The organism is Curtobacterium sp. MCJR17_043 (genome assembly GCF_003224315.2).
Classification (GTDB): Bacteria; Actinomycetota; Actinomycetes; order Actinomycetales; family Microbacteriaceae; genus Curtobacterium.
This window is the reverse complement of the sequence record NZ_CP126259.1, coordinates 1488721-1514837: the sequence shown is the minus strand read 5'-3', so window position 1 is coordinate 1514837 and position 26117 is coordinate 1488721. Positions and strand designations below refer to the sequence as shown.

Annotated in this window: 15 protein-coding genes and 11 pseudogenes; 8 read left to right on the top strand and 18 right to left on the bottom strand. The window is 72.1% G+C overall.

Annotation, left to right across the window (positions count from 1 at the left end):
- Positions 1–123: 123 nt before the first annotated feature.
- From DEJ15_RS07960 to DEJ15_RS07920, 9 genes and pseudogenes are all read right to left on the bottom strand, one after another.
- Entirely contained in the window at positions 124–348 is a 225-nt protein-coding gene (locus tag DEJ15_RS07960; protein ID WP_110823883.1) for a DUF3046 domain-containing protein, read from the bottom strand.
- Positions 349–414: 66 nt separating this feature from the next.
- A complete protein-coding gene (locus DEJ15_RS07955; protein WP_110823882.1) occupies positions 415–723 on the bottom strand; it encodes a helix-turn-helix domain-containing protein in 309 nt (102 codons plus the stop codon).
- A gap of 154 nt (positions 724–877) precedes the next feature.
- A pseudogene (locus DEJ15_RS07950) lies at positions 878–1385 on the bottom strand (CinA family protein).
- Entirely contained in the window at positions 1382–2014 is a 633-nt protein-coding gene (gene pgsA, locus DEJ15_RS07945) for a CDP-diacylglycerol--glycerol-3-phosphate 3-phosphatidyltransferase (protein ID WP_110823880.1), read from the bottom strand. The pseudogene DEJ15_RS07950 and the gene pgsA overlap by 4 nt, the downstream one beginning before the upstream one ends.
- A 4-nt stretch (positions 2015–2018) precedes the next feature.
- Positions 2019–4972 (bottom strand): annotated as a pseudogene (locus tag DEJ15_RS07940) (FtsK/SpoIIIE family DNA translocase).
- A 100-nt stretch (positions 4973–5072) separates the two neighbouring features.
- Positions 5073–6751 (bottom strand): annotated as a pseudogene (locus tag DEJ15_RS07935) (ribonuclease J).
- A 48-nt stretch (positions 6752–6799) separates the two neighbouring features.
- The gene (gene dapA / locus DEJ15_RS07930) at positions 6800–7777 is read right to left on the bottom strand and encodes a 4-hydroxy-tetrahydrodipicolinate synthase (protein ID WP_110823877.1); all 978 of its coding nucleotides are present in this window, start codon (positions 7775–7777) and stop codon (positions 6800–6802) included.
- A 91-nt stretch (positions 7778–7868) separates the two neighbouring features.
- Positions 7869–8282, bottom strand: a complete 414-nt coding sequence (locus DEJ15_RS07925) for a dihydrofolate reductase (protein ID WP_349814857.1) — start codon at positions 8280–8282, stop codon at positions 7869–7871.
- 171 nt (positions 8283–8453) lie between these two features.
- A pseudogene (locus DEJ15_RS07920) lies at positions 8454–9258 on the bottom strand (thymidylate synthase).
- A gap of 112 nt (positions 9259–9370) precedes the next feature.
- On the opposite strand from DEJ15_RS07920, the gene DEJ15_RS07915 reads away from it, so the two are divergent.
- Positions 9371–10273 (top strand): TIGR01777 family oxidoreductase, encoded by a 903-nt coding sequence (locus DEJ15_RS07915; RefSeq protein WP_110824023.1) that lies wholly within the window; start codon positions 9371–9373, stop codon positions 10271–10273.
- Here DEJ15_RS07915 and DEJ15_RS07910 read toward each other — a convergent pair.
- Both DEJ15_RS07910 and DEJ15_RS07905 read right to left on the bottom strand, forming a co-directional pair.
- Positions 10222–10563 (bottom strand): tetratricopeptide repeat protein, encoded by a 342-nt coding sequence (locus DEJ15_RS07910; RefSeq protein ID WP_349814856.1) that lies wholly within the window; start codon positions 10561–10563, stop codon positions 10222–10224. The two genes, DEJ15_RS07915 and DEJ15_RS07910, sit on opposite strands and share 52 nt — an antisense overlap.
- 184 nt (positions 10564–10747) lie before the next feature.
- Entirely contained in the window at positions 10748–11494 is a 747-nt protein-coding gene (locus DEJ15_RS07905) for a 4-hydroxy-tetrahydrodipicolinate reductase (RefSeq protein WP_110823875.1), read from the bottom strand.
- 22 nt (positions 11495–11516) lie between these two features.
- Here DEJ15_RS07905 and DEJ15_RS07900 point away from each other — a divergent pair, with 22 nt between their 5' ends.
- Entirely contained in the window at positions 11517–12014 is a 498-nt protein-coding gene (locus tag DEJ15_RS07900) for a GNAT family N-acetyltransferase (protein ID WP_110823874.1), read from the top strand.
- Here DEJ15_RS07900 and DEJ15_RS07895 read toward each other — a convergent pair.
- Positions 12011–12615: pseudogene (locus DEJ15_RS07895) on the bottom strand (histidine phosphatase family protein). The gene DEJ15_RS07900 and the pseudogene DEJ15_RS07895 overlap by 4 nt on opposite strands.
- Positions 12616–12623: 8 nt before the next feature.
- Positions 12624–13961, bottom strand: a pseudogene (locus tag DEJ15_RS19430) (M16 family metallopeptidase).
- A 250-nt stretch (positions 13962–14211) separates the two neighbouring features.
- Here DEJ15_RS19430 and DEJ15_RS07885 point away from each other — a divergent pair.
- Positions 14212–14892: a TetR/AcrR family transcriptional regulator gene (locus DEJ15_RS07885; RefSeq protein ID WP_284176104.1), complete on the top strand. Its 681-nt coding sequence runs from the start codon at positions 14212–14214 to the stop codon at positions 14890–14892.
- Positions 14893–14947: 55 nt separating this feature from the next.
- A pseudogene (locus tag DEJ15_RS07880) lies at positions 14948–15477 on the top strand (YbhB/YbcL family Raf kinase inhibitor-like protein).
- Between the two features lie 115 nt (positions 15478–15592).
- On the opposite strand, the pseudogene DEJ15_RS07875 reads toward DEJ15_RS07880, so the two are convergent.
- Positions 15593–17882: pseudogene (locus DEJ15_RS07875) on the bottom strand (polyribonucleotide nucleotidyltransferase).
- Between the two features lie 278 nt (positions 17883–18160).
- Here DEJ15_RS07875 and DEJ15_RS07870 point away from each other — a divergent pair.
- On the top strand, positions 18161–19414 hold the full coding sequence (locus tag DEJ15_RS07870) for a coiled-coil domain-containing protein (protein ID WP_146232768.1): 1254 nt from the start codon (positions 18161–18163) through the stop codon (positions 19412–19414).
- On the opposite strand, the gene DEJ15_RS07865 is transcribed toward DEJ15_RS07870, so the two are convergent.
- The 3 genes and pseudogenes from DEJ15_RS07865 to DEJ15_RS07855 form a co-directional block, all read right to left on the bottom strand.
- The gene (locus DEJ15_RS07865; RefSeq protein WP_284176102.1) at positions 19354–19974 is read right to left on the bottom strand and encodes a CE1759 family FMN reductase; all 621 of its coding nucleotides are present in this window, start codon (positions 19972–19974) and stop codon (positions 19354–19356) included. The two genes, DEJ15_RS07870 and DEJ15_RS07865, sit on opposite strands and share 61 nt — an antisense overlap.
- Before the next feature lie 270 nt (positions 19975–20244).
- A pseudogene (gene rpsO / locus DEJ15_RS07860) lies at positions 20245–20515 on the bottom strand (30S ribosomal protein S15).
- Entirely contained in the window at positions 20505–21107 is a 603-nt protein-coding gene (locus DEJ15_RS07855; RefSeq protein ID WP_284176100.1) for a VanZ family protein, read from the bottom strand. Before DEJ15_RS07855 ends, rpsO begins: the two are co-directional and overlap by 11 nt.
- A gap of 131 nt (positions 21108–21238) precedes the next feature.
- Here DEJ15_RS07855 and DEJ15_RS07850 point away from each other — a divergent pair, with 131 nt between their 5' ends.
- The 3 genes and pseudogenes from DEJ15_RS07850 to DEJ15_RS07840 all read left to right on the top strand — a co-directional run bounded on the left by DEJ15_RS07850 (position 21239) and on the right by DEJ15_RS07840 (position 23766).
- The gene (locus DEJ15_RS07850; protein WP_110823865.1) at positions 21239–22261 is read left to right on the top strand and encodes a glycoside hydrolase family 6 protein; all 1023 of its coding nucleotides are present in this window, start codon (positions 21239–21241) and stop codon (positions 22259–22261) included.
- Between the two features lie 70 nt (positions 22262–22331).
- A pseudogene (locus DEJ15_RS07845) lies at positions 22332–23385 on the top strand (M4 family metallopeptidase).
- A gap of 63 nt (positions 23386–23448) precedes the next feature.
- On the top strand, positions 23449–23766 hold the full coding sequence (locus DEJ15_RS07840) for a protealysin inhibitor emfourin (RefSeq protein ID WP_110823863.1): 318 nt from the start codon (positions 23449–23451) through the stop codon (positions 23764–23766).
- Between the two features lie 70 nt (positions 23767–23836).
- Here DEJ15_RS07840 and DEJ15_RS07835 read toward each other — a convergent pair.
- Positions 23837–26096 (bottom strand): annotated as a pseudogene (locus DEJ15_RS07835) (HelD family protein).
- Between the last annotated feature and the right edge of the window lie 21 nt (positions 26097–26117).

Sequence of the window (26117 nt, the reverse complement as noted above, 5' to 3'; positions counted from 1 at the left end):
CCTGCCGTCAGGAGCGGAGGTCGTGGATGGGACACCCGGTCGACGTCGCTGTGGAGGAACGTAGCACCCACCGAACACGTGTTCGAGCGACACGCCGAACACACGTTCCCATCCTCCGCGGACTCAGTCGCGCGGCTCCTGCAGTCCCTTGCCGTGCCGACGCTCGAGCGGGACGTCCTGCGAGTCGCAGAGGGCGTCCCACACGGCACGCGCGTCGACGCCCGCTGCGAGCGCGTCGGCGGCCGACCGGCCTCCGAGCTGTTCGAGCACGACGTCCCGGGACACGACCGCTCCGTACGCGTCCCCGAACACCTGGTCGACGGCTCGCCAGAACTCACTCACCCGCATCGGACCAGCGTAACAACGGGGAACGCCCCCGTCGGCGGACCGACGGGGGCGTTCGAGCGGTACGGGTCAGCGCACCGCGAGGTCGTTGTCGAACTCGGCGACGAGCTCGTCCGGGAGCGTGTCCGGGACACGCGTGAGTCCCTCGACCACTGCGAGGCGGTCGCCCACCTCGCGCATGATCGTCGAGATCGGGGTGTCGAGGGCGTCCGCCACAGAAGCGAGGATCTCGGAGCTGGCCTCTTTCTGACCGCGCTCCACTTCGCTGAGGTACCCGAGGGCAACACTGGCCTTGGACGCGACCTGACGGAGGGTCCGGCCCTTCTGCAAGCGGAAGTCCCGCAGCACGTCGCCGATCTCCTGACGAACGAGAACCATGAGAACTCCTCCTTCCTGTCATCTCCGCGCCCGCTCGATCCGGATGACCGAGCTCGGGTCCGGCGACCCTGAGGTTGCCGGTTGCAGCATGGTAGCCAGTGCGGCTGCCGTCCTGCTGGAGATTGCGTGAGATGTAACCTGACGGTCACGCCCGCTATTCCACGCCCTGGAGTCTGGATCGCAGACGTGCCAGGAGTTCGGAGACGACCGCCGCGCGGATTGCCCCGCGGTCCCCGTCCAGGTGGAGTTCGACCGCTGCGGCGCGCTCGGCGCTCGCGATCCCGATGAACACGGTGCCGACCGGTTTGCCGTCCTGCGGATCCGGTCCGGCGACGCCGGTCGTGCTGATCCCCCCAGGTCGCGGGGACGCCGTCCACGGCCAGCGCGATCCGGACACCCGCGGCCATCTGGCGGGCCACCTCGGGGTCCACGGCGCCGTGCTCGGCGAGCAGGTCGGCATCGACACCGAGCACGGTCGCCTTCACGGGCGTTGCGTAGGCGACGACACCGCCGCGCACGACGGCCGACGCCCCGGGGACGCCGACCAGCTCCGACACGACGAGTCCGCCGGTCAACGACTCCGCGACCGCCACGGTCTCGCCGCGTGCGGTCAGGGCCGCCACGAGTGCCGCTGCGTGACCGCCGGAGTCGGCGTCGGTCACGCCGGGGTCCGGTTGTGCTTCCACGCCTGCACCAGGTAGTCGACACCGCTCGCCACGGTCGCCACGAGGGCGGCCGCCATGAAGACGCCGTTCACCCAGTGCGCGAGGTCGCCGACCAGGTGCCACCACGGGAACAGCGCGAGGGTGAGCGCGACGGCCTGCAGCACGGTCTTGACCTTGCCGCCGCGGCTGGCCGGGATGACCCGGTCGGACAGCACGGCGAACCGGAAGACGGTGATGCCGATCTCACGGACCATGATGAGCACCGTCACGTACCAGGGCAGTTCTCCGAGGATCGAGAGGGCCACGAGGGCGCCGCCGATGAGGACCTTGTCGGCGATCGGGTCGACGAGCTTCCCGAAGTCGGTGACCAGGTCCTGGCGTCGCGCGATGATGCCGTCGGCGCTGTCGGTGACGATCGCCACGACGAAGAGCACCGCGGCCCAGATGCGCACCGGCCCGTCCGCACCGGCATCCGCCAGGAGCAGCACGAAGAACAGCGGCGCCATGAGGATGCGCACCACGGTGATGATGTTCGCGACGTTCGCGGTCGACGCGGGGCCGGGACCCTTCCGCAGGATCCGGCCGCGCCACGGGAACCGGTTGGTCGTACCGTCGGAGGCGGTCATGGTCTCACTCCCTGCCCGTCAGGCCCCAGGCGTCCTCGTCGGTGTCGCCGTCCACCTCATCGTACCCACGTGTCATGCCGGCCACCGGGTCGTCCCCGTACCGGTCGTCGGACCCCTCCGCCGGGTGCGTGGACCCAGCCGCGGCGGGGGCGGCGGGCGCTGCCGGCGGCTCCTCGCCCCGGAGCTTCGCGAGCACCGCGGGCAGCTGGTCCCCCCGTCACGAGGACGTCACGTGCCTTGGACCCCTCGGACGGCCCGACGATGTCGCGGGACTCCATGAGGTCCATGAGCCGCCCGGCCTTCGCGAAGCCGACCCGGAGCTTGCGCTGCAGCATCGACGTCGAACCGAACTGCGTCGAGACGACCTGTTCGACGGCCGCCAACAGCAGCTCGAGGTCGTCGCCGATGTCGGCGTCGATCTCCTTGCGCTCGACCACGGCCGCGACGTCCTGCCGGTACTCGGGCTGGGCCTGTCGCGTGACGTGCTGGACGACCTCGGCGACCTCGGTCTCCTGCACCCAGGCGCCCTGCACGCGGACCGCCTTGGACGACCCCATGGGCAGGAACAGGCCGTCGCCCTGGCCGATGAGCTTGTCGGCGCCGGGCTGGTCGAGGATGACGCGGGAGTCCGTGACGCTCGTGACGGCGAAGGCGATGCGCGACGGCACGTTCGCCTTGATGAGGCCCGTGATGACGTCCACCGACGGGCGCTGCGTCGCGAGCACCAGGTGGATGCCGGCGGCGCGGGCGAGCTGGGTGATGCGGACGATCGACTCCTCGACGTCGCGCGGGGCGACGAGCATGAGGTCGGCGAGCTCGTCCACGACGACGAGCAGGTACGGGTACGGCTTGAGCTTCCGCTCACTGCCGGCCGGCAGCACGATCTCCTCGTTCTGGACCGCCTTGTTGAAGTCGTCGACGTGCCGGAAGCCGAACGACGCCAGGTCGTCGTACCGCATGTCCATCTCCTTCACGACCCACTGCAGCGCCTCGGCCGCCTTCTTCGGGTTCGTGATGATGGGGGTGATGAGGTGCGGGACGCCGGCGTAGATCGACAGCTCCACGCGCTTCGGGTCGACGAGGACCATGCGGACCTCGGACGGCTTCGCGCGCATGAGCAGCGACGTGATCATCGAGTTGATGAAGACCGACTTGCCGGAGCCAGTGGAGCCCGCGACGAGCAGGTGCGGCATCTTCGCCAGGTTCGCCACGACGAAGCCGCCCTCGACGTCCTTGCCGACACCGATGGTCATCGGGTGCTTCGACTTCGTGGCCGCGCTCGACCGGAGGACGTCACCGAGGGAGACGATCTCGCGGTCGGTGTTCGGGATCTCGACGCCGATCGCGCTCTTGCCCGGGATCGGCGAGAGGATGCGGACCTCGTTCGAGGCGACCGCGTAGGACAGGTTCTTCGACAGGGCCGTGACGCGCTCCACCTTGACGCCCGGGCCGAGCTCGATCTCGTACCGCGTGACCGTCGGGCCGCGGGAGAACCCGGTGACCTTCGCGTCGACCTTGAACTCGGTCAGGACGCCGGTGATGGCGGCGACGATCTCGTCGTTCGCCTGGCTGCGGGCGACCGAGGGGGGTGCCGGGGCTCAGTGTCGTCGCCGCCGGCAGCCGGTACGGGTGCGCCGGGTCCTCCTCGGTCGCGACCGGCGGCAGACCCTCGGGCTCGTCGTCCACGCCGACGTCGCCGAGGTCCGACTCCGCCGACACGACGGGGACGCTCGCCGGAGCGACGGGCGCCGGTCCGGTCGGGAGGCCCGTGGCGACGGCAGCGGCCACGTCACGGTCCGGACGGAACGCCTCCGTCGGGGACGCCGGCGCCGGCGACCCGAAGTCGCGCAGTGCCTGCTCCGCGCGGTCGAGGTCGTCGGCGACGTCCTGCTCGACCGAGTCGTTCAGGTTGACCGAGACCGGCTCGGCGGGCGTCAGGTCGCGGAGACCGGCCGCGGCACCCGGGGCCGGGACGGCTGCGGGCGCGACACCGGTCGGCGGGATGACGGGGCTGTCGTACGCCGGGTCCTCTTCGCGTCCGGACTTGTTGCGGCGCCACCACGGCAGGTGCCCGTCGGCGCCGTCCTCGACGGGGGTGCCGTCCTCGTCGAACCCGAGGTCCTCGAACAGCGGGAAGTCCTGCGACTGCCCCTTCGGGCTCCGCTTGCGGGTCGGCTTCGTCGCCGGCGCGGTGTCGTCCTCGGCGACGGGTGCCTCGGCGGCCGGGCCGGGAGCGCCGAACAGGTACGCGTACAGCTCGTGCAGCCGCCGGCCGAGCTTGTTCGGCGGGGTCTTGGTGATGATGAAGAGCGAGAGCGCGAGCAGGACCACCGCCACGGGGACCGCGACCCACGCGGTCGCGACGGCGACGAGCCAGCCGATGACGACCCATCCGAGCACGCCGCCGGCCGCGGCCAGGGCGGGCATGCCGTCCGCGGCACTCGGCTGTCCGCCGAACACGTGGCAGAGCGAAGCTATCGACACGAGCATCAGCCCGAGGCCGATCCCGATCCGGGTGTTGTCGTGCACGGACGCCGGGTGCCGGAACAGCCAGCCGGCGAACACGACCATGATGACGGGCAGCGCGAACGCCAGGCGCCCGAACAGGCCACCGAACGTGTAGGCGTCGAGCCCGATCGACACCGGGTTCGTGGGGTTGAGCCACTCCACCACGGCGCCGAGGACCGCGAGGACGAACAGCAGGAACGGGAACCCGTCGCGCCGCTGGTCCTTCTCGAGCGACTCCTTGCCGAGCAGCCGGAAACCGGCGCCGACGCCGTGCGCCACGCCCATCCACGCGGTCACGAGCGGGTTCTGCTCACGGAACACCGGCGTGGGTGCAGCCTGCGGCAGCTTCTTCGTCGTCGCCTGGGTGCGCGTCGTCCCGCGCGCCCCGCTTCCACGGGTCGACGACGAGGACGCGCGCGAGCGCGTGGTCGACTTGGTGCCTCCGGCCATGGGCAGAACCCTAATCGTTCCCGGGGACAACGACGGGAGGCCCGCCGCAACGTCCGGAGCGGACGTGCAGCGGGCCTCCCGGTGCGGTGGGGCGGAGCCCCTATGCCTCGATGACGACCGGCACGATCATCGGGCGACGGCGGTGCTTCGTGTTCACCCAGCGGCCGACCGTGCGCCGGACGACCTGCGTGAACGCGTGCTGGTCGCGCGTGCCGTTGCCGGCGGCGTCCGCCAGGGCCTTCGCGATCTGCGGACGGACGTCGTCGAAGACGGAGTCGTCCTCGGCGAATCCGCGGGACTGGATCTCCGGACCGATGACGCACTGGCCCGTGGTGAAGTCGACGGCGCAGAAGACCGAGATGAAGCCCTCCTCGGCCAGCACGCGGCGGTCCTTCAGGTCGGCGTCGGTGATCTCACCGACGGTGGACCCGTCCACGTAGACGTACCCGATGTCGAGCTGACCGGCGATGGTCACGACGCCGTCCTTGAGGTCGACGACCGTGCCGTCCTCCCCCCAGGACCACGTTGCGCGGCGGGACGCCGGTCTGGATCGCCAGGTCGGCGTTCGCGTACAGGTGACGGTGCTCGCCGTGCACGGGCATGACGTTGCGCGGCCGGAGGATGTTGTAGCAGTAGAGCAGCTCGCCGGCGGACGCGTGCCCGGAGACGTGCACCTTCGCGTTGCCCTTGTGCACGACCTTCGCGCCGAGCTTGGTCAGCCCGTCGATCACGCGGTAGACGGCGTTCTCGTTGCCCGGGATGAGCGACGACGCGAGGATGACGGTGTCGCCCTCGCCGATCTCGATCTGGTGCTCGAGGTTCGCCATGCGGGCGAGGACGGCCATCGGCTCGCCCTGGGACCCGGTCGACATGTAGACGATCTGGTCGTCGGGGACGTTCTTCGCCTTCTTCGTGTCGATGAGCACGTTCTCCGGAACCCGCAGGTACCCGAGCTCGGCGGCGATCGTCATGTTGCGGATCATCGAGCGGCCCATGAACGCGACCTTGCGGTTCGCGGCTGCGGCGGCGTCGAGGACCTGCTGCACGCGGTGCACGTGGGACGAGAAGCTCGCGACGACGACCTTCTTGCGGGCGCGCGTGATGATGTTCTCGAGCACGGGGCCGATGTCGCGCTCCGGGGCGGTGAAGCCCGGCACGTCGGCGTTCGTGGAGTCCGGCAGGAACAGGTCGACGCCCTGCTCGCCGAGACGCGCGAACGCACGGAGGTCGGTGATCCGGTCGTCGAGCGGCAGCTGGTCCATCTTGAAGTCACCGGTGTGCAGCACGCGGCCGGCCGGGGTGGTGATGGCGACGGCGAGGGCGTCCGGGATCGAGTGGTTCACGGCGACGAACTCGAGGTGGAACGGACCGAGCTGCTCGGTCTGGTCCTCGGCCACGTTGAGCGTGTACGGCTTGATCCGGTGTTCCTTGAGCTTCGCCTCGACGAGTGCGAGGGTCAGCGTGGAGCCGATGAGCGGGATGTCGCCGCGGAGCTTCAGCAGGTACGGGACGGCGCCGATGTGGTCCTCGTGCCCGTGCGTGAGCACGACACCGAGGACGTCGTCGAGGCGGTCCCGGATCGGCGAGAAGTCCGGCAGGATCAGGTCGACGCCAGGCTGGTGCTCCTCCGGGAAGAGGACGCCGGCGTCGACGATGAGGATCTTGCCCTCGAACTCGTAGACGGTCATGTTGCGACCGATCTCGCCGAGTCCCCCCGACGGGGATGACTCGGAGCGTTCCGGGTTCGAGCGGCTGCGGTGTGGAGATCTGTGTGGGCATTCGGTCCTACGGATTCGGGCGACGCACGTCGTGCGCCGCGGTGTTCGTCTAGCGGGTGGTGCCTGGCACCTTCGGTAGTGCGCCGCCGGCCGCTGCGTTGCGATCGGGACGGAAGTTGGAGAAGTCGGCGCCGGGGACGTCCCGGACGGCCTCGAGCGAGGTCTCGATGGCGTACGCCTCGGAGTCCTCGGGCCCGACGAGGGGCAGGCGGACACGCGGGCTGCCGATGCGGCCGAGCCCGTGCAGGACGTACTTCGCGGCGACGGTGCCGGGCACGTGGGTCATGACCGCGCGGACGAGGGGCTCGAGGCGCTTGTGCTCGGCCGTCGCGGTGGCCAGGTCGCCGCGGTTCACGGCGTCGACGATCGTGCGGTACGGCGTGCTCGTGATGTTCGCCGTGACACCGATGAGGCCCGTGGCACCGATCGACAGGTGCGGGAGCACGTTCGTGTCGTCGCCCGAGAAGTACATGAGGTCCGTGTTGTTGAGCACCCGCGAGACCTCGGCGAAGTCGCCCTTGGCGTCCTTCACCGCGAGGATGTTCGGGTGCTTCGACGCGCGCAGGATGGTGTCGTACGTGATCGGGATGCCGGTGCGGCCCGGGATGTCGTACAGGATCACCGGCAGGTCGGTCGCGTCGGCGATCATCCGGAAGTGCGTGAGGACACCGGCCTGGGTCGGCTTGTTGTAGTACGGCGTGACGATCATGACCCCGTCGGCACCGGCGCGCTCGCTCTGCTTGTAGAGCTGCATGGCGTGCGCGGTCTCGTTGGAGCCACCGCCGGTGATGATCTTCGCGCGACCCGCGGCGACGGACTTGCCGACCTCGACCAGCCGGAGTTTCTCCGGGTCGGTGAGGGTCGACGTCTCGCCGGTGGTGCCGGTCACGACGATGCCGTCGGCACCCGCCGTGATGCAGTCGTCGATGTGCTGCTCGACGCCCGGCCAGTCCACCTCGCCGTCGGCGGTGAACGGGGTCACGAGCGCGACGAGGACCTGGCCGAAGGGATTCTCACGCGTGGACACGGAGTCCAGCGTACCGGGCGCGACGGACCGTGCGTCCGTCCGCCCGGACGGTGCCCCGCCGGGAGGCCCGGATCACCTCCGGCAGGTGCGTTCAGGCGCGGCGGCGCCAGTCGAGGAAGCGGTAGCGCGTGCCGTCGACGCGGGACACCTGCCAGGGGCCCTCGTCGACGAGGGTCCAGTCCTCGCCGAGCGTCGGTGCCGAGGTGTCCCCGTCCACCTCGACGTCGACGACGGTCTCCGCGACGCGGTCGGCCGAGGACAGGGCGTCCGCGTAGACCGCGCCGCCGCCGATCACCCAGACGTCGTCGTCGGTGTCGAGCGCGCTGGCCAGGTCGTGCACGACCACGGCACCCTCGGCGGACCACGCGGTGTCCCGCGTCAGCACGACGTTCCGGCGACCGGGCAGCGGGCGGAAGCGCTCGGGCAGGGAGTCCCAGGTGCGACGCCCCATCACGACGGTCGCACTGCCGGTGACCTCGCGGAAGTGCGCGAGGTCCTCCGGCACGTGCCAGGGGATGCCCCCCGTCCGCGCCGATGACGCCGTTCGACGACCGGGCCCAGACGAGCCCGACGCCGGTGATCCCCACCGGCACGGCCGGCTCGCCGCTGGCGCGTCGATCCGGAACCGGCGGCGTGGGCCCGGGCTCCGTCCACGACCCCGCCCGGTCGTCCGTCATCAGACCGCGACCTTGCCGGAGATCGCCGGGTGGTGCTCGTAGCCGACGACGGTGATGTCCTCGTACTCGTAGTCGTCGATCGAGTCGCGGGGGGGCGAGCTCGAGCGTCGGCAGCGGGTACGGCGTCCGGGTCAGCTGCTCCTGCACCTGCTCGACGTGGTTGTCGTAGACGTGGCAGTCACCACCCGTCCAGATGAAGTCGCCGACCTCGAGTCCGGTCTGTGCCGCGACCATGTGCGTCAGCAGGGCGTACGAGGCGATGTTGAAGGGGACGCCGAGGAACATGTCCGCGCTCCGCTGGTACAGCTGGCACGAGAGCTTGCCGTCGTTGACGTGGAACTGGAAGAACGCGTGGCACGGGGCGAGCGCCATGCTCGGGATGTCCGCCACGTTCCACGCCGACACGATGAGCCGACGCGAATCGGGGTTCGACCGGATCTGCTCGATGACCTGGGCGATCTGGTCGACGTGCTCGCCGGACGGGGTCGGCCAGGAGCGCCACTGCACGCCGTACACCGGCCCGAGGTCGCCGTCCTCGCCCGCCCACTCGTTCCAGATCCGGACGCCGTGCTCCTGCAGCCAGCCGACGTTCGAGTCCCCGCGGAGGAACCACAGCAGCTCGTACGCGATCGACTTCATGTGCACGCGCTTCGTGGTGACGAGCGGGAACCCCTGCGACAGGTCGTAGCGCAGCTGCGCACCGAACAGGCTGCGAGTACCGGTGCCGGTCCGGTCGCCCTTCGGGGAGCCCTCCTCGAGCACTCGGCGCAGCAGGTCTTCGTACGGCGTGGGGATCTCGGTCACGACGTCGAGCCTAAGCGTGCACCGCGGTGGAGGCGAGCCGGGCGACCGGCGGGGTGTCGGGCCTCCCGGCAGCGCCGCGGCGGGCCGTCAGGTGCGTGAGTACCGTGGCGGCATGACGTCACAGCCCCTCTCGGTCCTGGTGGCCGGCGCATCCGGCTTCATCGGCACGCCACTCGTCCGTGCCCTGCGCGAAGCGGGGCACCACGTCTCGACGCTGGTTCGGCGCGAGCCGCGGACGCCGACCGAGTTCCGGTGGGCGCCCGGGGAGCGTCCGCTCGACCCGGCCGTCCTGGACGGCGCCGACGTCGTCGTCAACCTGTCCGGCGCGAACCTCGGCAAGCTGCCCTGGACGGACTCCTACCGACACGCGATCCGGTCCTCCCGGGTCGACGCCACGACGACCCTGGTCGACGCGATGCGTGCCGCCACGACACCGCCCCGCGTCTTCCTGTCCGGGTCCGCCTCGGGGGTCTACGGCGACCGGCCGGCCGACGTCCTCGACGACGACGCGTCGTCCGGCAGCGGGTTCCTCGCCGACGTCTGCACCGCCTGGGAGGCAGAGGCCCGCCGCGCGCCCGACGGCGTGCGCGTCGTGCTGCTGCGCACCGGCATCGTCATCGGTCAGGGCGGTGGCGCGCTCGCCCCACTCGTCCCGCTGACGAAGGCGGGTGGCGGCGGTCGTCTCGGCACCGGTGGCCAGTGGTGGCCGTGGATCGCCCTCGAGGACGAGGTCGGCGCGATCGTGCACCTGGTGACCGCCGACGACGTGTCCGGTCCGGTCAACCTGTCGGGCCCGGAGCCGGCCGTGGCCGACCGCATCACCAAGCGCGTCGCCGAGGACCTGCACCGCCCGTACCTGTTCCGCGTCCCGGCCTTCGCGCTCCGCAGGCTGCTCGGGGACGCGGCGGACGAGATGCTCCTGTCCAACCAGCGGATGGTCCCGGCGAAGCTGCTCGACTCGGGCTACACGTTCCGGTACACGCGGGCCGAGGACGCGGTCGACGCGGCGTTCTGACCCCGTCCCCGCACCGTCACCGTGCGTGCGCGAGGGCGGTCCGCATCGCGGCGCGGGCGCGCTTCCGGTCCCCCCGCCGCGTCGTAGACGACCCCGAGGCGGTACCAGGCACGCCAGTCGTCCGGGGCGGCCTCGACCGCGGCGCGGTAGCGCGGGAACAGCTCGTCGGCGGCGCCCCGGTCCGGACGCCCGGAGGGGCGCACCGGGACGACGTCCGACGGTGCGCCGCCGTCCCGTTCGAGCCGGGCGCCGAGGCGCGTGATGCGCAGTCCGAAGCGGAGTTCCAGCACGAGGAGCAGTGCCCCCCACCAGGGCCACGACGACCAGCGCGACGCCGATGCCGATGCCGACCGGGAGGCCGGTCGCGATGAACGCCACCGCCCGCTGCCCGACGAGCACGATGTACACCACGAGCAGGACGGTCATGAGCAGGACGCCCCAGAACGGTGACCGCAGGCCTCGCACGAGCGTCGCCTACCCGATGCCGAGCACGGACCCGAGGCCGACCGTCAACCCGCGCATCGACCCGACCGCCTGCAGCGCGGCGCGGATGCCCGGCAGGTAGGCGGCGTCGTCCCCGGTGTCGTGGCGGATGGTGAGGGTCTCGCCGGGACCGCTCAGCACCACGTCCTGCACGGCCTTCACCCCGGGCAGCCGGAGCGAGTGGATCGGCACGCTCGCGACCTGCTGCCCGCGCGCACGCTGGTCGACGTGCGGGGCCTCGACCGGACCGACGTCGCGCCGGGCCTCGGCGATGAGCTCGGCGGTGCGGACGGCGGTCCCGGACGGTGAGTCGATCTTCCCGGCGTGGTGGCTCTCGACGATCTCGACGGAGGGGAACCACGGGGCGGCGATCGTCGCGAGGTGCGTGCCGATCACCGACCCGATCGAGAAGTTCGGCACGACGAAGGCGCCCTGCTCGGGCCGGTCGACGAGCGACGCCCGCAGTCTCCCGAGTCGCTCCCCGGACCACCCCGAGGTACCGACCAGGACGTTCGCGCCGCTGGCCAGGGCGTTCTCGACGATGGCGGGGCTGAGCGCGGGCACCGTGACGTCGACGACGAGCTCCGCACCCGCGAACACCGAGCCGGGGGCGTCGTGCGCGCTGTCCCGCGAGGACAACCGCGCGACGAGCTCGAACTCGGGCAGTTCCTCGACGACGGCGGCCACGAGGCCCCCGAGCCGACCGGAGGCGCCGACGACGGCGACGGGAGTGACCATGTCCCCATCCTAGGATCGGAGCATGTCCGACGATCGCAGCCAGGTCAGCGTCCGCGTCGTCCCCGCCGACCTCCCCGAGGTCGACGCCCTGCTCGACCGGTACCTGGACGAGCGCGAGGCCACGTTCCCGAGCGCGCAGGGCAGCTACTCGCGGAAGCGGACACCGGCCGCCGAGTTCGTGCCGCCGAACGGCGTCTTCGTGGTCGCGACCGACGGGGCCGTCGCGGTCGGCTGTGGTGGCCTGCGCCGCATCGCCGACGACGGCGACGACGTCCGCTTCGAGGTCAAGCACGTGTTCGTGACGCCGGAGGGTCGGGGCCGCGGCGTCGCGACCGCGATGATGGACGTCCTCGAGGCCGCCGCCGTCGACTTGGGCGCGACGAGCATCGTCCTCGACACGAACGACTCGCTCGTCGCCGCGGGCGCGATGTACCGCGGTCGGGGCTACGAGCGGGTGCCGGCCTTCAACGACAACCCGAACGCGACCGCCTGGTACCGCAAGCCCGTGCGCCGACCCTAGAGCGGCTGCGGGACGGGCAGCCCGGTGCGGAGCTCGACCGGCAGGTGCGCGAGGTCGTTCAGGGTGACGAGCTCGGCGGGCTTCGCGGACCGGATCCGGATGATCGTCAGCGAACTGTGCGCCACGTTCGTCCCCATCCAGCGCCACTCCGGGGCCTGGAAGACCTCGCGGACGAACCAGCCGATGACGGCGTTGTGCGTGATGAGCAGGTCGTGGCGGTCCTCCATCGCGGGCGTGAACCACTCCGCGACGGCGTCCTCCATCTGCGCCTGTCCCGCGACGATCTCCTCTTCCGTGACGCCCCCCGTACCAGCCCTTGTAGGCGTGCGGCATGTCGGGTGTCGGTCCGGAGGGGATGCAGTCGAAGAGCAGGGTCGACGGCTCGGGCTGGATGGCCGGGAGGCGCTGCTGCAGGAAGGACGCGGTCTCGCTCGGGGCGTCGAGCGGGGGAGTGCCACACGCCGTCGAACGGCACGCCGCCCAGACGGTCGGCGATGAGCATCGCCTGGCGCTTGCCGCGTTCCGAGAGCTTGCCGTCCCGCAGACCGTGCTCGGCGTCCTGGTGTTCGCCGTGCCGGACGAGGTAGAGGTAGTGCGACATCGTGGAGGTCAACCGTCGATCCCGAGGGCGGCCGCCAGCCGGTCGCGCTGCACGTCCCCGACCACGGCGGTCACCGTCGGTCGGGTCAGGAGGTCGCGGGACAGGTCGAGCACGTCGGCGGCGGTGACGCGGTCGACACGCTCGAGGGCGGTCGCGAGGTCGGTGAACTCGCCGGTCCCGAGCTCGGCACGGCCGAGGCGGGTCATCCGGGCGTCGGAGTCCTCGAGCGAGAGCGTCAGCGCGCCCTCGATCTGCCCCTTGGCGCGACGGAGCTCGTCCTCGGTGATGCCGTGGTCGACCATGCGGCGGAACTCCCCGTCGATGATGTCGACGACCCCGGCGACGTTGTCGGGGGCGCAGCCGGCGTAGACACCGAACGCCCCGTTGTCGAGGTAGGCGGGTGCGAACGAGGACACGGCGTACGCGAGGCCCCGGCGTTCGCGGACCTCCTGGAAGAGCCGGGAGCTCATGCCCCCGCCGAGCACGGCGTTGAGGATGCTCAGCACCGGGCGGCGGTCGTCGCGGAGGTCGAGCCCCTGGGACCCGCGGAGCATGCTGACCTGCTCGGTCGGACGGTGGACGACCCGCACGGCGGACTCAACGGGGTCGGCGACGGGCTGCGCGGTGCGACGGGCGAGCGGCACGGCGGCTCCGGCGTCCGCGAAGACGGCCTCGACGAGCGCACAGAACCGGTCGTGGTCGACGGCCCCCCGCAGCGGTGACGACGATGCCGTTCGGCTCGTAGTGCTCGGCGTAGTGCGCCATCACCTCGTCCCGCTGGACCTCGCGGATGGACTCCGGGGTCCCACCGATCGGGCGGCCGAGGGCGTGCCCGTCGAAGGTCGCGGCGAAGAACGCCTCCCCCCGCCACGTCCGCCGGGTCGTCGGCCGCCATCGCGAGTTCCTCGAGGATGACCCCGCGCTCGACGTCGAACGCGGCCGGCTCGAGGGTCGAGTTCGTCACCATGTCGCCGATCACGCCGACCGCCATCGGGACGTCGGTGTCCCGGACGCGGGCGTAGTAGCAGGTGTACTCCTTCGCGGTCGCGGCGTTGTGCTCACCGCCGACGGAGTCGAACGCCACCGCGATGTCGAGCGCGGTGCGCTCCGCGGTGCCCTTGAACAGGAGGTGCTCGAGGAAGTGCGTGGAGCCGTACTGCCCGGCACGTTCGTCGCGGGAGCCGACCCCCCACCCAGAACCCGATGCTCGTGGAGTGGACGGAGGGGACGGACTCGGTGAGCACACGGACGCCCGAGGCGAGAACGGTGCGCCGGACGAGGGCTCCACCGGACGTCACGAAGGACGTTTCCGGAGCCTCGAGCGGCAGCGGCACTGGGCGGTTCATCGTCATGACTCTACTGAAGGCCGGGCCGGGATCGCCCAGGCAGACCGCCGTCGGGAGAGGCCACCCGAAGAGGGGTACAAAAAGAAGGACAGACGGACTCGTCTGTCTGTCCTCATCGTGCTACAGTGGTGTCACCGGATCGGGAGCCCCCCCCCCTAGATCTCGATCCGGTGGCTCGGGACATCAGTCCTGCGCGGCACGAGTCCCCCCCGCTCCGCCGCGGAGCCGATGACCCAAGGAGAGCCACGCTGTGACGGTCGATTCCCCCCCAACCGACCGTCCAGCGTCTCCTGGGTCAGCGTCTGCAAGGACGGGCCCCGAGCAACCAGAACCTCGCGTCGCCGGACGGGTCGAGCGTCCCCCCCCCCCCCCGGCTCCCCGCTCCGGCGGCGCGAAGGTCCGCATCCTCGAGACGGCCACCCGCCTGTTCTACGAAGAGGGCATCCACGGTGTCGGCGTCGACCGCCTCATCTCCGAGGCGAGCGTCACGAAGGCGACGTTCTACAAGCACTACGGCTCGAAGGACAACCTGATCCTCGCCTACGTGCGTGAGCAGCACACCCGCGTGCAGGCCTGGATGGAGTCCGTCGTCGGCGACGCCGAGTCCCCACAGGCCGCCGTCCGCGCGTGGGTCGACGCCCTCGCCGCCGACGTGAACCGTCCGGACTTCCGCGGCTGCGCGTTCCTCAACGCGGCCGCCGAGTACCACGACCCGCGGGACCCGGTGCGCCAGGTCGTCGCCGTGCACCGCGACTGGTACACGGAACGCCTCGGTGACCTGCTGCAGGCCGCTGGACACCCGCTCCCCGGGGACGGTGCCGACGAACTCATGCTCGCCCGCGACGGCGCGATGTCCGGTGCCTACGCCGGTGACGCGATCGCGGCGACGGCAGCACTCAACCGGGTCGCCGAGCGGGTCCTCGCCGCCTGAGCGCCGACCGGAGCGCTCCCGGGATCCACCGGGCGCACGGGTGTTGGCTCGGAGCATGACGAACCACCCGAACTGGAACCTGCCCGACGTCCCCTCCTTCGACCTGTCCAGCCCCGACTTCACGGACGGCGGCCAGCTGCCCGACTGGGCCCGCGGCTCCGACGCCGGTGGCGAGGACCGTTCCCCGGCCCTGACGTGGTCCGGTGCCCCCCGAGGGCACGCAGAGCTACGTGCTCACGGCCTACGACCCGGACGCCCCCCACCGGTTCCGGCTTCTGGCACTGGGCCGTCTCCGACATCCCGGCATCGGTGACGTCGCTGCCGCAGGGCGCCGGCACGGACGACTCGCTCCTGCCCGACGGCGCCACCCGCCGCCGCAACGAGTTCGGCACCGACACGTTCCTCGGGGCCGCTCCGCCCGCGGGCCACGGTCCGCACCGGTACTTCTTCACCGTGAGCGCGCTCGACGTCCCGTCGCTCGACGTCCCCGCCGGCGCGACGCCGGCCGTCGTCGGTTTCATGCTCCGCGAGCACCTGCTCGGTCGCGCGCAGCTCGTCGGCATCCAGGAGACGCCCGCCTCCTGACCCGGGCAGGACCGCGCGTCGAGCCCGGTCCCGACGGACGGCGTTGCCCGCGACGGCGAACGGCCGCCGACCCCGTCGGGGTCGGCGGCCGTCCGTGCGTCGGGACGCGGGTCGATCAGCCCTCGGCGGGCATCTCGGCGTGGGTGCCGTGGTCGTCGCGACCCTCGGTGTCCACGTCGTCGGCCACGACCGGCGCGAGCGACAGCTTGCCGCGGTCGTCCACCTTGGTGACCTCGACCAGGATCTTCTGACCGACGCCGAGGACGTCCTCGACGTTCTCCACGCGCTTGCCACCGGCGAGCTTGCGCACCTCGGAGACGTGCAGCAGACCGTCACGGCCCGGGAGCAGCGACACGAAGGCGCCGAACGTGGCGATCTTCACGACGGTGCCGAGGAACTGGTCCCCGATCTCCGGGTTCGTCGGGTTCGCGATCGCGTTGACCTGCGCACGCGCGGCCTCGGCGGACGGACCGTCGACGGCGCCGATGTAGACCGTGCCGTCGTCCTCGATGGAGATGTCGGCGCCGGTCTCGTCCTGGATCCCGTTGATCGTCTTGCCCTTCGGGCCGATCAGCTCGCCGATCTTGTCGACCGGGATGTTCACCGAGATCACGCGCGGCGCGGTGTCGGCCATCTCGTCCGGACCGTCGATGGCCTCGTTCAGCACACCGAGGATGGCCGAGCGGGCCTCCTTGGCCTGCTTCAGCGCGGCGTCGAGGACGGACGACGGGATGCCGTCGAGCTTCGTGTCGAGCTGGATGGCCGTGACGAAGTCCGAGGTACCGGCGACCTTGAAGTCCATGTCGCCGAGGGCGTCCTCGGCACCGAGGATGTCGGTCAGCGCCGCGTAACGGGTCTGGCCGTCGACGGTGTCGGAGACGAGGCCCATCGCGATGCCCGCGACCGGGGCGCGCAGCGGCACACCGGCGTTGAGGAGCGACAGGGTCGACGCGCAGACCGAGCCCATCGAGGTCGAGCCGTTGGAGCTCAGCGCCTCGGAGACCTGACGGATGGCGTACGGGAACTCCTCGCGCGACGGCAGCACCGGCACGAGGGCGCGCTCGGCGAGGAAGCCGTGCCCGATCTCGCGACGCTTCGGCGACCCCACGCGGCCGGTCTCACCGGTCGAGTACGGCGGGAAGTTGTAGTGGTGCAGGTAGCGCTTCTTGGTAACGGGCGACAGCGAGTCGATCTGCTGCTCCATCTTGAGCATGTTCAGCGTGGTGACGCCGAGGATCTGCGTCTCGCCGCGCTGGAAGACCGCGGAGCCGTGGACACGCGGGATCACGGCGACCTCGGCGTCGAGCGGACGGATGTCGGCGAGGCCGCGACCATCCATGCGGACCTGCTCGGTCAGGATGCGGCCGCGGACGACCTTCTTCGTGACCGACTTGTACGCGGCGCTGACCTGGCTGGTGGCGACCTCGGGCAGCGTGCCCGCGGCGACCTGCTCGGCGATGGCCGCCTTGACGCGCGACTTGAGCGCGTCGTCGGCGTCCTGACGCTCCGCCTTGCCGGCGATCTGGTACACGTCCCCGAGCTCGGAGAGGGCGAGGGACTCGACGGCGGCGTAGACCTCGTCGGCGTACGGCGGGAAGACCGGGTAGTCCTGGATCTCCTTGGCCGACTGCGCGGCGAGCTTCGCCTGCGCCTCGACGAGGGACTTGAGGAACGGCTTGGCCGCCTCGAGGCCCTGCGCGACGATGGCCTCGTCGGGCTTGGTCGCGCCGCCCTCGATGAGGTTCCAGGCGTGCTCGGTGGCCTCGGCCTCGACCATCATGATCGCGACGTCCTCGTTGCCCGCCTCGTCGGTGACGACGCGGCCGGCGACGGTGAGGTCGAAGACGGCGTCGGCGAGCTGCGACGCCTTCGGGAACGCGACCCACTGGTCGGTGCCGTTCGCGCCGGGGATGAGCGCGAGGCGCACACCGGCGATCGGGCCGGAGAACGGCAGACCGGAGATCTGCGTCGACGCGGATGCGGCGTTGATGGCCAGCGCGTCGTAGAACTCGTCCGGCGCGATGCTCAGGACGGTGATGACGATCTGGACCTCGTTGCGGAGGCCGTCGACGAACGACGGGCGCAGCGGCCGGTCGATGAGGCGGCAGACGAGGATCGCCTCGGTCGAGGGGGCGGCCCTCACGACGGAAGAACGAGCCGGGGATCTTGCCGGCGGCGTACGAGCGCTCCTCGACGTCGACCGTCAGGGGGAAGAAGTCGAAGCCCTCGCGCGGGTGCTTGCCGGCGCTGGTGGCCGACAGCAGCATGGTCTCTTCGTCCAGGTACGCGGCGACGGCACCCTGTGCCTGCTGCGCGAGACGACCGGTCTCGAACCGGACCGTCCTGGTGCCGAAGCGACCGTTGTCGATGGTCGCTTCAGCGAACTTGATCTCGGGACCCTCCAAGAGGATGCCTCCTTGCGTGTGTGAGCAGCAGACCCGGCCTCGGGCACACGCGTGCACGTGCGCTCCACGACGCGGAACGCATGTCTGGCCAGCAGTGGGAGCACTCGGGATGCGGTTCGGCCCGGATGCCACCACCGATGACCAGCTTCGTGCCGGTCTGCGTGCGGTGTTGTGTGTCGTCGCGGGGAACGGTCCCCAGACCAGCCGACCTTAGCATTCCGAGGTGGACCGACGGCGGTGCCCGTGGCGAACGGGCGTGTCCTCGGTAGCCTGCTCCCATGCGCGGGGAAGCAGCACGACGGACGGCCGGACCACGGGTCGCAGCAGCACCACGGCGGGCACCTCGGCGGGGTCGTGCCCGGAGCACCCTCCTCACCGTCGGGGTGCTGGTCGGCGCCCTCGTGGTCCCCGCGGTGACGGCGGCCCCGTCCTCGGCGACCCCGTCCTCGGCGACCGACTACCCGACGTGGCAGGACGTCCAGCGGGCGGAGGGCGACGAACAGGCGAAGCAGGCCGAGGTGGCGGAGGTCCGGGCCGCGCTCCGGTCGGTGCAGGCCGAGGCCGCGGAGAAGTCGCAGGTCGCCCTCGACACCGCCGCCGCGGCAGCCGCCGCCGAGGCGGACCTGGCCGAGGCCACCCGTACCGCCACGAGCCTCCAGGCCCACGCCGACGAGGCGTCCGCGACGGCCGAGCGCGCGCGGACCCGGGCCGGGCGCCTCGCGGCCGACCTGTACCGGGACGGCTCGACCGACCAGATGACCACCCGGATCGCGACGGCGGACGACCCCGACCAGCTGCTCTACCAGCTCGGCGCGCTCGACCAGCTGTCGACGACGTGGGACGGCGTCATGGACGAGGCCGCGGTCGCCGCCAGGACGGCGGCGTCGCTGCACGACCAGGCGGAGCGGGCCGAGGACGAGCGGGCGTCGCTGGCGGACCAGGCCGAGGCGACCGCCACCGCCGCCCGCGCGGCACAGCGACGGGCGGACGCGGCGGTCGCGGAGACCGAGTCGCACAGCGACGAGCTCTACGCGCAGCTCGCCGCGCTCCGGGACTCCACCGCCGAGACGCAGCGTCGCTACGAGGTGGGCCAGGCCGTCGCGGCGCAGGCGGCGGCGCAGGCGGCCGCCGCACGGGCCGCGGCCGAGACCGCGCGTGCCGCCGGCGGTGCTGCCAGCTCGGCGGACAACGCCTACCCGAGCACCGAGGGCGTCCCCGTCGACCCGGCGGCCGCGCAGGCCTACGCGCGCAGCGCCATGGGTGCCCACGGCTGGGGCGACGACCAGTTCGGCTGCCTCGTCTCGCTGTGGACGCAGGAGTCCGGGTGGCGGGCGAACGCGCTCAACGCGTCGAGTGGCGCGTACGGCATCCCGCAGGCCCTGCCGGCGTCGAAGCTCGCCGCCGCGGGCGCGGACTGGCGGACGAACGCCGCGACGCAGATCGACTGGGGTCTGGCGTACATCGCGGACCGCTACGGATCGCCGTGCGGCGCGTGGGACCACGAGATGAGCGTCGACCCGCACTGGTACTGACCCGGCGGGCGCGACACCGGTGTCACCGGTGCTGCAGCCCGCCGAGCAACGACGCGAAGTCGGTGACCGCCGGGAGCGCGTCCGCCTGCTGCGGCTGCCGCCGGGAGGCCCGGACCGCCCAGGCAAGGTCGGCTCCACCCCGGCGGATGCGCGCGTCGAGCACGCCCGCGTCGTCGCTCCCCCCAGTCGTCCGTGGCGGCGAAGACCGCGGTGGGGACGACGGCGGCCCGGAGGTAGGCGAACACCGGTCGGATGCCGTGCTCGAGGGCGAGCGAGTGCCGTGCGGTCCCGCCCGTCGCGCCGAGCAGCACCGGCATGTCGGTGAGGGCGTCCTTGTCCAGCACGTCGAGGAAGGACTTCGCCAGGCCGCTCATGCCCGCCGTGAAGACCGGCGTGACGAACACGACCGCGTCCGCCTCGACGACCGTGGCCGTCGCCGCCGCGAGTGCCGGAGCGGAGAAGCGGGTCAGCATCGCGTCGGTGATCTCGTGGGCGAGCGGGCGGAGGTCGACGTTCCGGACCTCGACGGGGCCCGCTGACTCCCCCCGCGAGCGCGGCACCGGCTGCGGCTGCGAGTCGGTCGGCGAGGAGGCGGGTCGAGCTGGGCTCGGAGAGCCCGGCGGAGACGACGGCGATGGTGTTCATGGAGACTCCCGACTTTCAATGCGTTTGCATGAACAGTACACGGAACCGCGGCGGACGGGGGAGGCATTCCCGTCCGCGCCGGACGCCGACGCACCCGCCGGGGAACGACAGGAGCCCCGTCCCTCACGAGGAGGGACGGGGCTCCGGACCAGCAGGGCTGCGACGCGGCAGCACCCTGACGATGACTAGCGGCGCAGGCCGAGGCGCTCGATGAGCGCACGGTAGCGGGCGATGTCGACGTCGGAGAGGTAGCCGAGGAGACGGCGACGCTGACCGACCATGAGCAGCAGACCACGACGCGAGTGGTGGTCGTGCTTGTGCTCCTTGAGGTGCTCGTTCAGGTCGTTGATACGACGCGTCAGAACGGCGACCTGGACCTCGGGGGGATCCGGTGTCGCCCGGGTGGGTCGCGTACTCTTCGATGATCTCCTGCTTGATCTTCGCGTCAAGTGCCATGGAGGATCCCCTTTCCTGCTCTGCGTGAGAGCGTGTCCGTTGCGCGGTGCCCACACCTGCTGTGTGAGCGCTCTTGATCCGCGGCCGTTCGACGGCAACCGAACGAGCATACCAGAGCGCGTCCCGCTCGACGAGCGGCGGTCAGACGGTCCGGGCCCGCAGGGGACGGCGCCGTCGGCGCTCCGGCAGCAGGCTCCGGACGAAGCCGACGAACGTCGCACCGAGCAGACCACCCATGCCGTTCGACAGCACGTCGCGGGGGGTCGGCGACCCGGTAGGGCAGGTACACGGCCTGCGCGAACTCGATGCCGACCGAGAGCGCGACGGCCACCACGGCACCGAGGACCCACCAGCGCCGGGGCAACCACAGCGCCGCGATCAGCCCGACCGGCACGAACATGGCGACGTTCGCCAGGAACTCGGTCCGGTCGTAGGTGAACCACGCCCCGTGCGGCAGCTGCTGGACCCAGGCGACGGCGCGGAGCACGAAGGAGTTCTCGGCCTCGGTGAAGACGTGCGGGGTGAGCGTCATGCGCCAGATCACCCAGGCGTAGCCCGCCGTCAGGGCGAGGAGGAGCAGTTTCCGCAGCATCGGGCCAGTCTGGGGCACCCCTGCTGGCCGGGCCCTGGGCGGCACCCTGGCATCCGGTGCCGATCGGGTGGGAACATGGCGGGCGAGAGCGACGCCGAACGGGGGGCGGCGCCCGAGCGGGAGGACGGCCCATGCCGGGAGCGCAACGCGCCTCGACCCGCCGACAGTGGGTGTGGATCGGGGTCGTCGCCGCGCTCGTCACGGCCGTCGTCGTCGCGGTCACGGTGGTCCTCCCGGGCACCGGCGACCGCCAGGTCGTGCATCGCAAGAGCGTCGCCGAGGCGTGGTCGGGTGGCCTCGCCCGTCAACCGGCGAGCGCGAACCAGCCACGCTGGCACGTGACCGCGGCGCGGGACGCGGGCCGGGTGACCACGGCCGAACGCCTCGCCGTGATCGCCGACCGGCCCCTCGCGACGTGGCTCACCGACCCGTCCGTCCCGGAGACCGTCGACACCGCCCGGAGCGTCCTCGCCGCGGCCCGGTCGCAGCAGGCGACCCCGGTGTTCGTGCTCTACGCGATCCCGGACCGTGACTGCGGCCACTGGTCGCGCGGCGGCACCGCCGAGGACGACTACCTGCCGTGGGTCCGCGCGGTCGTGCGTGCGCTCGCGGGCTCGCACGCGGTGGTCCTGGTCGAGCCGGACTCGATCGCGCAGATCGCCGTGTGCGAGCGGCTGCAGGACACCCGGCTGCCGCTCCTCCGGAGGGCGGTCGGGGCCCTGACCGGGCACGGCCTGACGGTGTACCTGGACGGCGGGAACGAGAACCGGGTCCCGGTGGACACGATGGCCGGGTGGCTCCGCCGGGCGGGCGTCGACCGCGTGCAGGGCTTCGCCACGAACGTGTCGAACTTCTACCGCGTGGACCAGGAGCGCGCCTACGCCGACGAGCTCGCCGACGCGATCGGGGGCGACCCACACTTCGTCATCGACGTCTCGCGGAACGGGCAGGGGTGGCGGGGCGACTGGTGCAACCCCGACGGTGCCGGCCTCGGCCAGACCCCGCACGTCACGCGCGGCACCACCCGGCTCGACGCGCTGCTGTGGGTGAAGACGCCCGGGCTGAGCGACGGCGCGTGCAACGGCGGACCGGCCGCGGGCCGGTGGTGGGAGGCGTACGCACTCGCCCTGGTCGCGAACCGCAAGCGCGACTGACGGCGGGACCGACAGCCGGGAGGCCCGGTCGCCGAACCGGCTGTCGGCCCCCCGGTGGTTGCATGTCGCCATGACCAGCCGCTCGCCGCGCTCCGTCGTCCCGCCGTACCTCCTCCGCGCCGTCGCCGACGCACCGGAGGACCGGTTCCCGCGCGCTGCCGCCGCAGCCCGGACCGCCCTCGCCTCGATGGACCGCGTCCAGGAGCCGAAGCACGTGACCGGCCTCCGCGCGGCCAGGACCGCCGAGGCGCCGGACGTCGCTCCGCGGCGCACGATCGCGGACGCCGCCGGCACGACGACGCTGCCGGGCAGGGTCGTGCGGCGGGAGGGTGACGGCGACACCGGGGACCCCGCGGTCGACGAGGCGTACGCGGGCCTCGGCGCGACGCACGCGTTCTGGCTCGAGGTGTTCGGACGGGCGTCGATCGACGGCGCCGGACTCCCCCCTCGACGCCACCGTGCACTACGGGCGGGAGTACGACAACGCCTACTGGGACGGGCAGCGGATGGTGTTCGGCGACGGAGACGGCGAGGTCTTCCGGCGGTTCACCGTCGCGGTCGACGTCATCGGGCACGAGCTGGCCCACGGCGTCACGCAGTACACCGCGGACCTCGTCTACCAGGGGCAGTCCGGAGCGCTCAACGAGTCGATGAGCGACGTCTTCGGCGTGCTCGTCGCCCAGTACGCCGCCCGGCAGACCGCGGAACAGGCGTCCTGGCTGATCGGCGAAGGGCTGTTCACGGACGCCGTGCACGGGGTCGCCCTCCGCTCGATGCGTGCGCCGGGCACGGCCTACGACGACCCGGTGCTCGGGGCGGACCCACAGCCCGCGACCATGGCCGGCTACGTGGAGACCGCCGAGGACCAGGGCGGCGTGCACCTGAACTCCGGCATCCCGAACCACGCGTTCTTCCTCGCCGCGACCACGATCGGCGGACCGGCCTGGGTCGGCGCGGGACAGGTGTGGTGGGACGCCCTCACCTCGGCCGAGGTGTCGGCGTCCATCGACTTCGCCGGCTTCGCGGCCGTCACGGTCCGAGCAGCGGCGGCGCGGTTCGGAGCGGGCTCGCGCGAGCACACCGCCGTCGCCGGTGCCTGGCAGCGCGTCGGGGTGACGGTCTGAGCCGCAGCAGCGCTGCTCGACCGGGCACTCCGGAGCGGATGCGGAGGGCGTAGGTTCCGGGGCATGCAGATCGTCGTGCGCCGCAGTGGTGGGTTCGCCGGCCTCCCGCGGGCATGGCGGGTCGACACCGATGCCCGTCCGGACGCCGACCGGTGGACGGAACTCGTCGGGGCACTCCCCGGCGAAGGTTCCGTGGCACCCGGGGCGGCTCCGGAGGGTGCGGGTGGGGAGGATGCCGATCGTGACGACAGCGCCGTCCGCGACGACTACGTGTGGACGGTGACCGTCGCCCGGACCACGGTGACGATCCCGGGTCGTCGCCTGGACGGCCCGTGGGCGGCCCTCGTGGAGCAGGTACGCGACCAGGGCGAGCCCGCCTGACGGGGTCGCTCCCGAGCCTCCCGGCGGGTCGGACGGACCGCAGGAGGCACCGGCCCGACCGGCAGGACGGTCAGGCGACCTCGATGACCGTGAGCCGGCGGGTGGGACGGGTCATCGCGACGTAGACGGCCGCCGCGGCCCGAGCGGCGTCGGAGCCGACCCGGTCCGGGTCGACGAGCAGCACGCCGTCGAACTCCAGGCCCTTCGCGTCCGCGCCGGTGAGCACCGTGACCGACCCCGGCCGGGGTGACCCGAGCCCGCGGACGTCGGCCTCGGTCCGGGCCAGGCGCTCGCGGACGGCGGCCACGTCGGCCTCCGGCACGATGACGCCGATCGTCCCGGAGCCGATCAGGTCGCGCTCGCCGTCGACCCGGTCCGCGACCGTGTCGAGCAGGTCCGCCCGGTCGACGCGCAAGCGCTCGACGGGGTCGCCGTCACGGACCGCCTCGTTCGCGGTCACCGTGAGACCGGCCGCCGCGGCGAAGGCCCCGGCCGCCTGGACGATCGAGCGCGGGGTGCGGTAGTTGACGGTGAGCTCCTCGAGGCGGGAGTCCAGCGGCACCTCCGGGGCACGACCACGACGACGACGGGCGAGCGCACCGCGGACGTCGTCCCACGTGCGGGCGGCACCCGGCGACGAGCCCTGCGCCATGTCTCCGACGATCGTGAAGGACCGCAGCGGGTTGCGGCGTGCCAGGACCCGCCACTGCATCGGTGACAGCTCCTGTGCCTCGTCGACCACGATGTGCCCGTAGGTCCACTCGCGGTCCTCGGCGGCACGCTCGGCGGTGGAGCGCGGGTCCCCGCCCTCCGCGAAGGCACCGGCGACCTGCTCGGCGCTGACGATGCCCTCGACGCCCATGTTCTCGATGGCCTGCCGGGCGTTCTCGATGTCCCGGTTCCGGGTGGCCTTCGCCTGCCGCTTCGCCGCACCACCGGTCGGGTCGAACACCCCGAGCAGCTCAGCCGCCTCGTCCAGGAGCGGCACGTCCTCGACCGTGAAGCCGGCCCCGCGCTCGCGCCGCAGCAGGGCACGTCGCTCGGGCGACCAGTTCGGTGTGAGGGACGCGAGCCAGTTCGGCCGGGCGTACAGGTCCTCGAGGAGCTTCTCGGCCGGCAGCGGCAGCCACGCCGTGTTGAGCAGGACCCGGGCGTCGTACGAGCTGCGGATGTCCTCGCGCAGCACCTTCTCGTCGGCCTCGTCCACCGTCGTCCCGCGGTGCCGCAGCTGGTCGGCGAGCAGTCGCGTCATGGCGTCGAGCGCGTTCTTGTTGAACGTGACGCGGGCGACGTTGTGCGGCTTGCCGCGGTCCTGGGCACGGCGCATGGCGTCGGCGACCAGCTGCGGCGGGACGACGAGCCGTTCGCCCTCGATGTCGAGCGTGACGGACTCGGTCGGGACGACCTGCCGCGACCGGACCGCGCGGCGGAGCAGGTCGGCCATCTCCCCCGGACCCCTTCACGGCGGCGACGTCCCGACGGTCGTGCACGGTGGTGTGGAGCCCCGGGTGGAGCGACCCGAGGGACGCCATCACGACACCGGTCTCACCGAGGGACGGCAGCACCTGCTCGATGTACGTCAGGAACGCCGGGGACGGCCCGACGACGAGCACACCGGAACCGCGCAGACGCTCCCGGTAGGAGTAGAGCAGGTACGCCGCACGGTGCAGTGCGACGGCCGTCTTGCCGGTGCCCGGCCCGCCCTGCACGATGAGGACGCCCTCGAGCGGGGAGCGGATGATCCGGTCCTGCTCGCCCTGGATCGTCGCGACGATGTCGGTCATCCGCCCGGTGCGCTCGGCGGTGACGGCCGCGAGCAGGGCTCCCTCGCCCTGCAGGTGCGTGCGCTCGTCGTCGTAGAGCGTGGCGTCGAACACCTCGTCCTCGACGCCGACGACCGTGCGGCCCTCGAGCGTCAGGTGGCGTCGGGCCCGCATGCCCATGGGATGCGCCGCGGTGGCCTGGTAGAACGCACTCGCGCCCGGCACGCGCCAGTCGAGCAGCAGCGGCCGGTGGTCGGCGTCCCGCAGCCCGACGCGCCCGATGTACCGGAAGGCGTCCTCGTCAGCGGGCGGGTCCTGGACCTCGAGCCGCCCGAACACCAGGCGGTCGCCCACGCGCCGCAGGGTGGCGACGGTGTCCTCGTAGAGCCGGGCGAAGGCGTCGCGCTCGGTCCGGCTCTGGTGGTTGCCACCGACTGCCTGCCGGCGGGTCTCGACGAGCCGCTGCTCGGCCTCGGTGGTCAGTTCGTCGAGTCGGTGGAACAGACCGTCGACGTAGCCGCGTTCACGGTCGATCTCGGTCGGTTCGGAAACACGCGGTTCGGACACTCGCAACCCTTCGGGACAGGG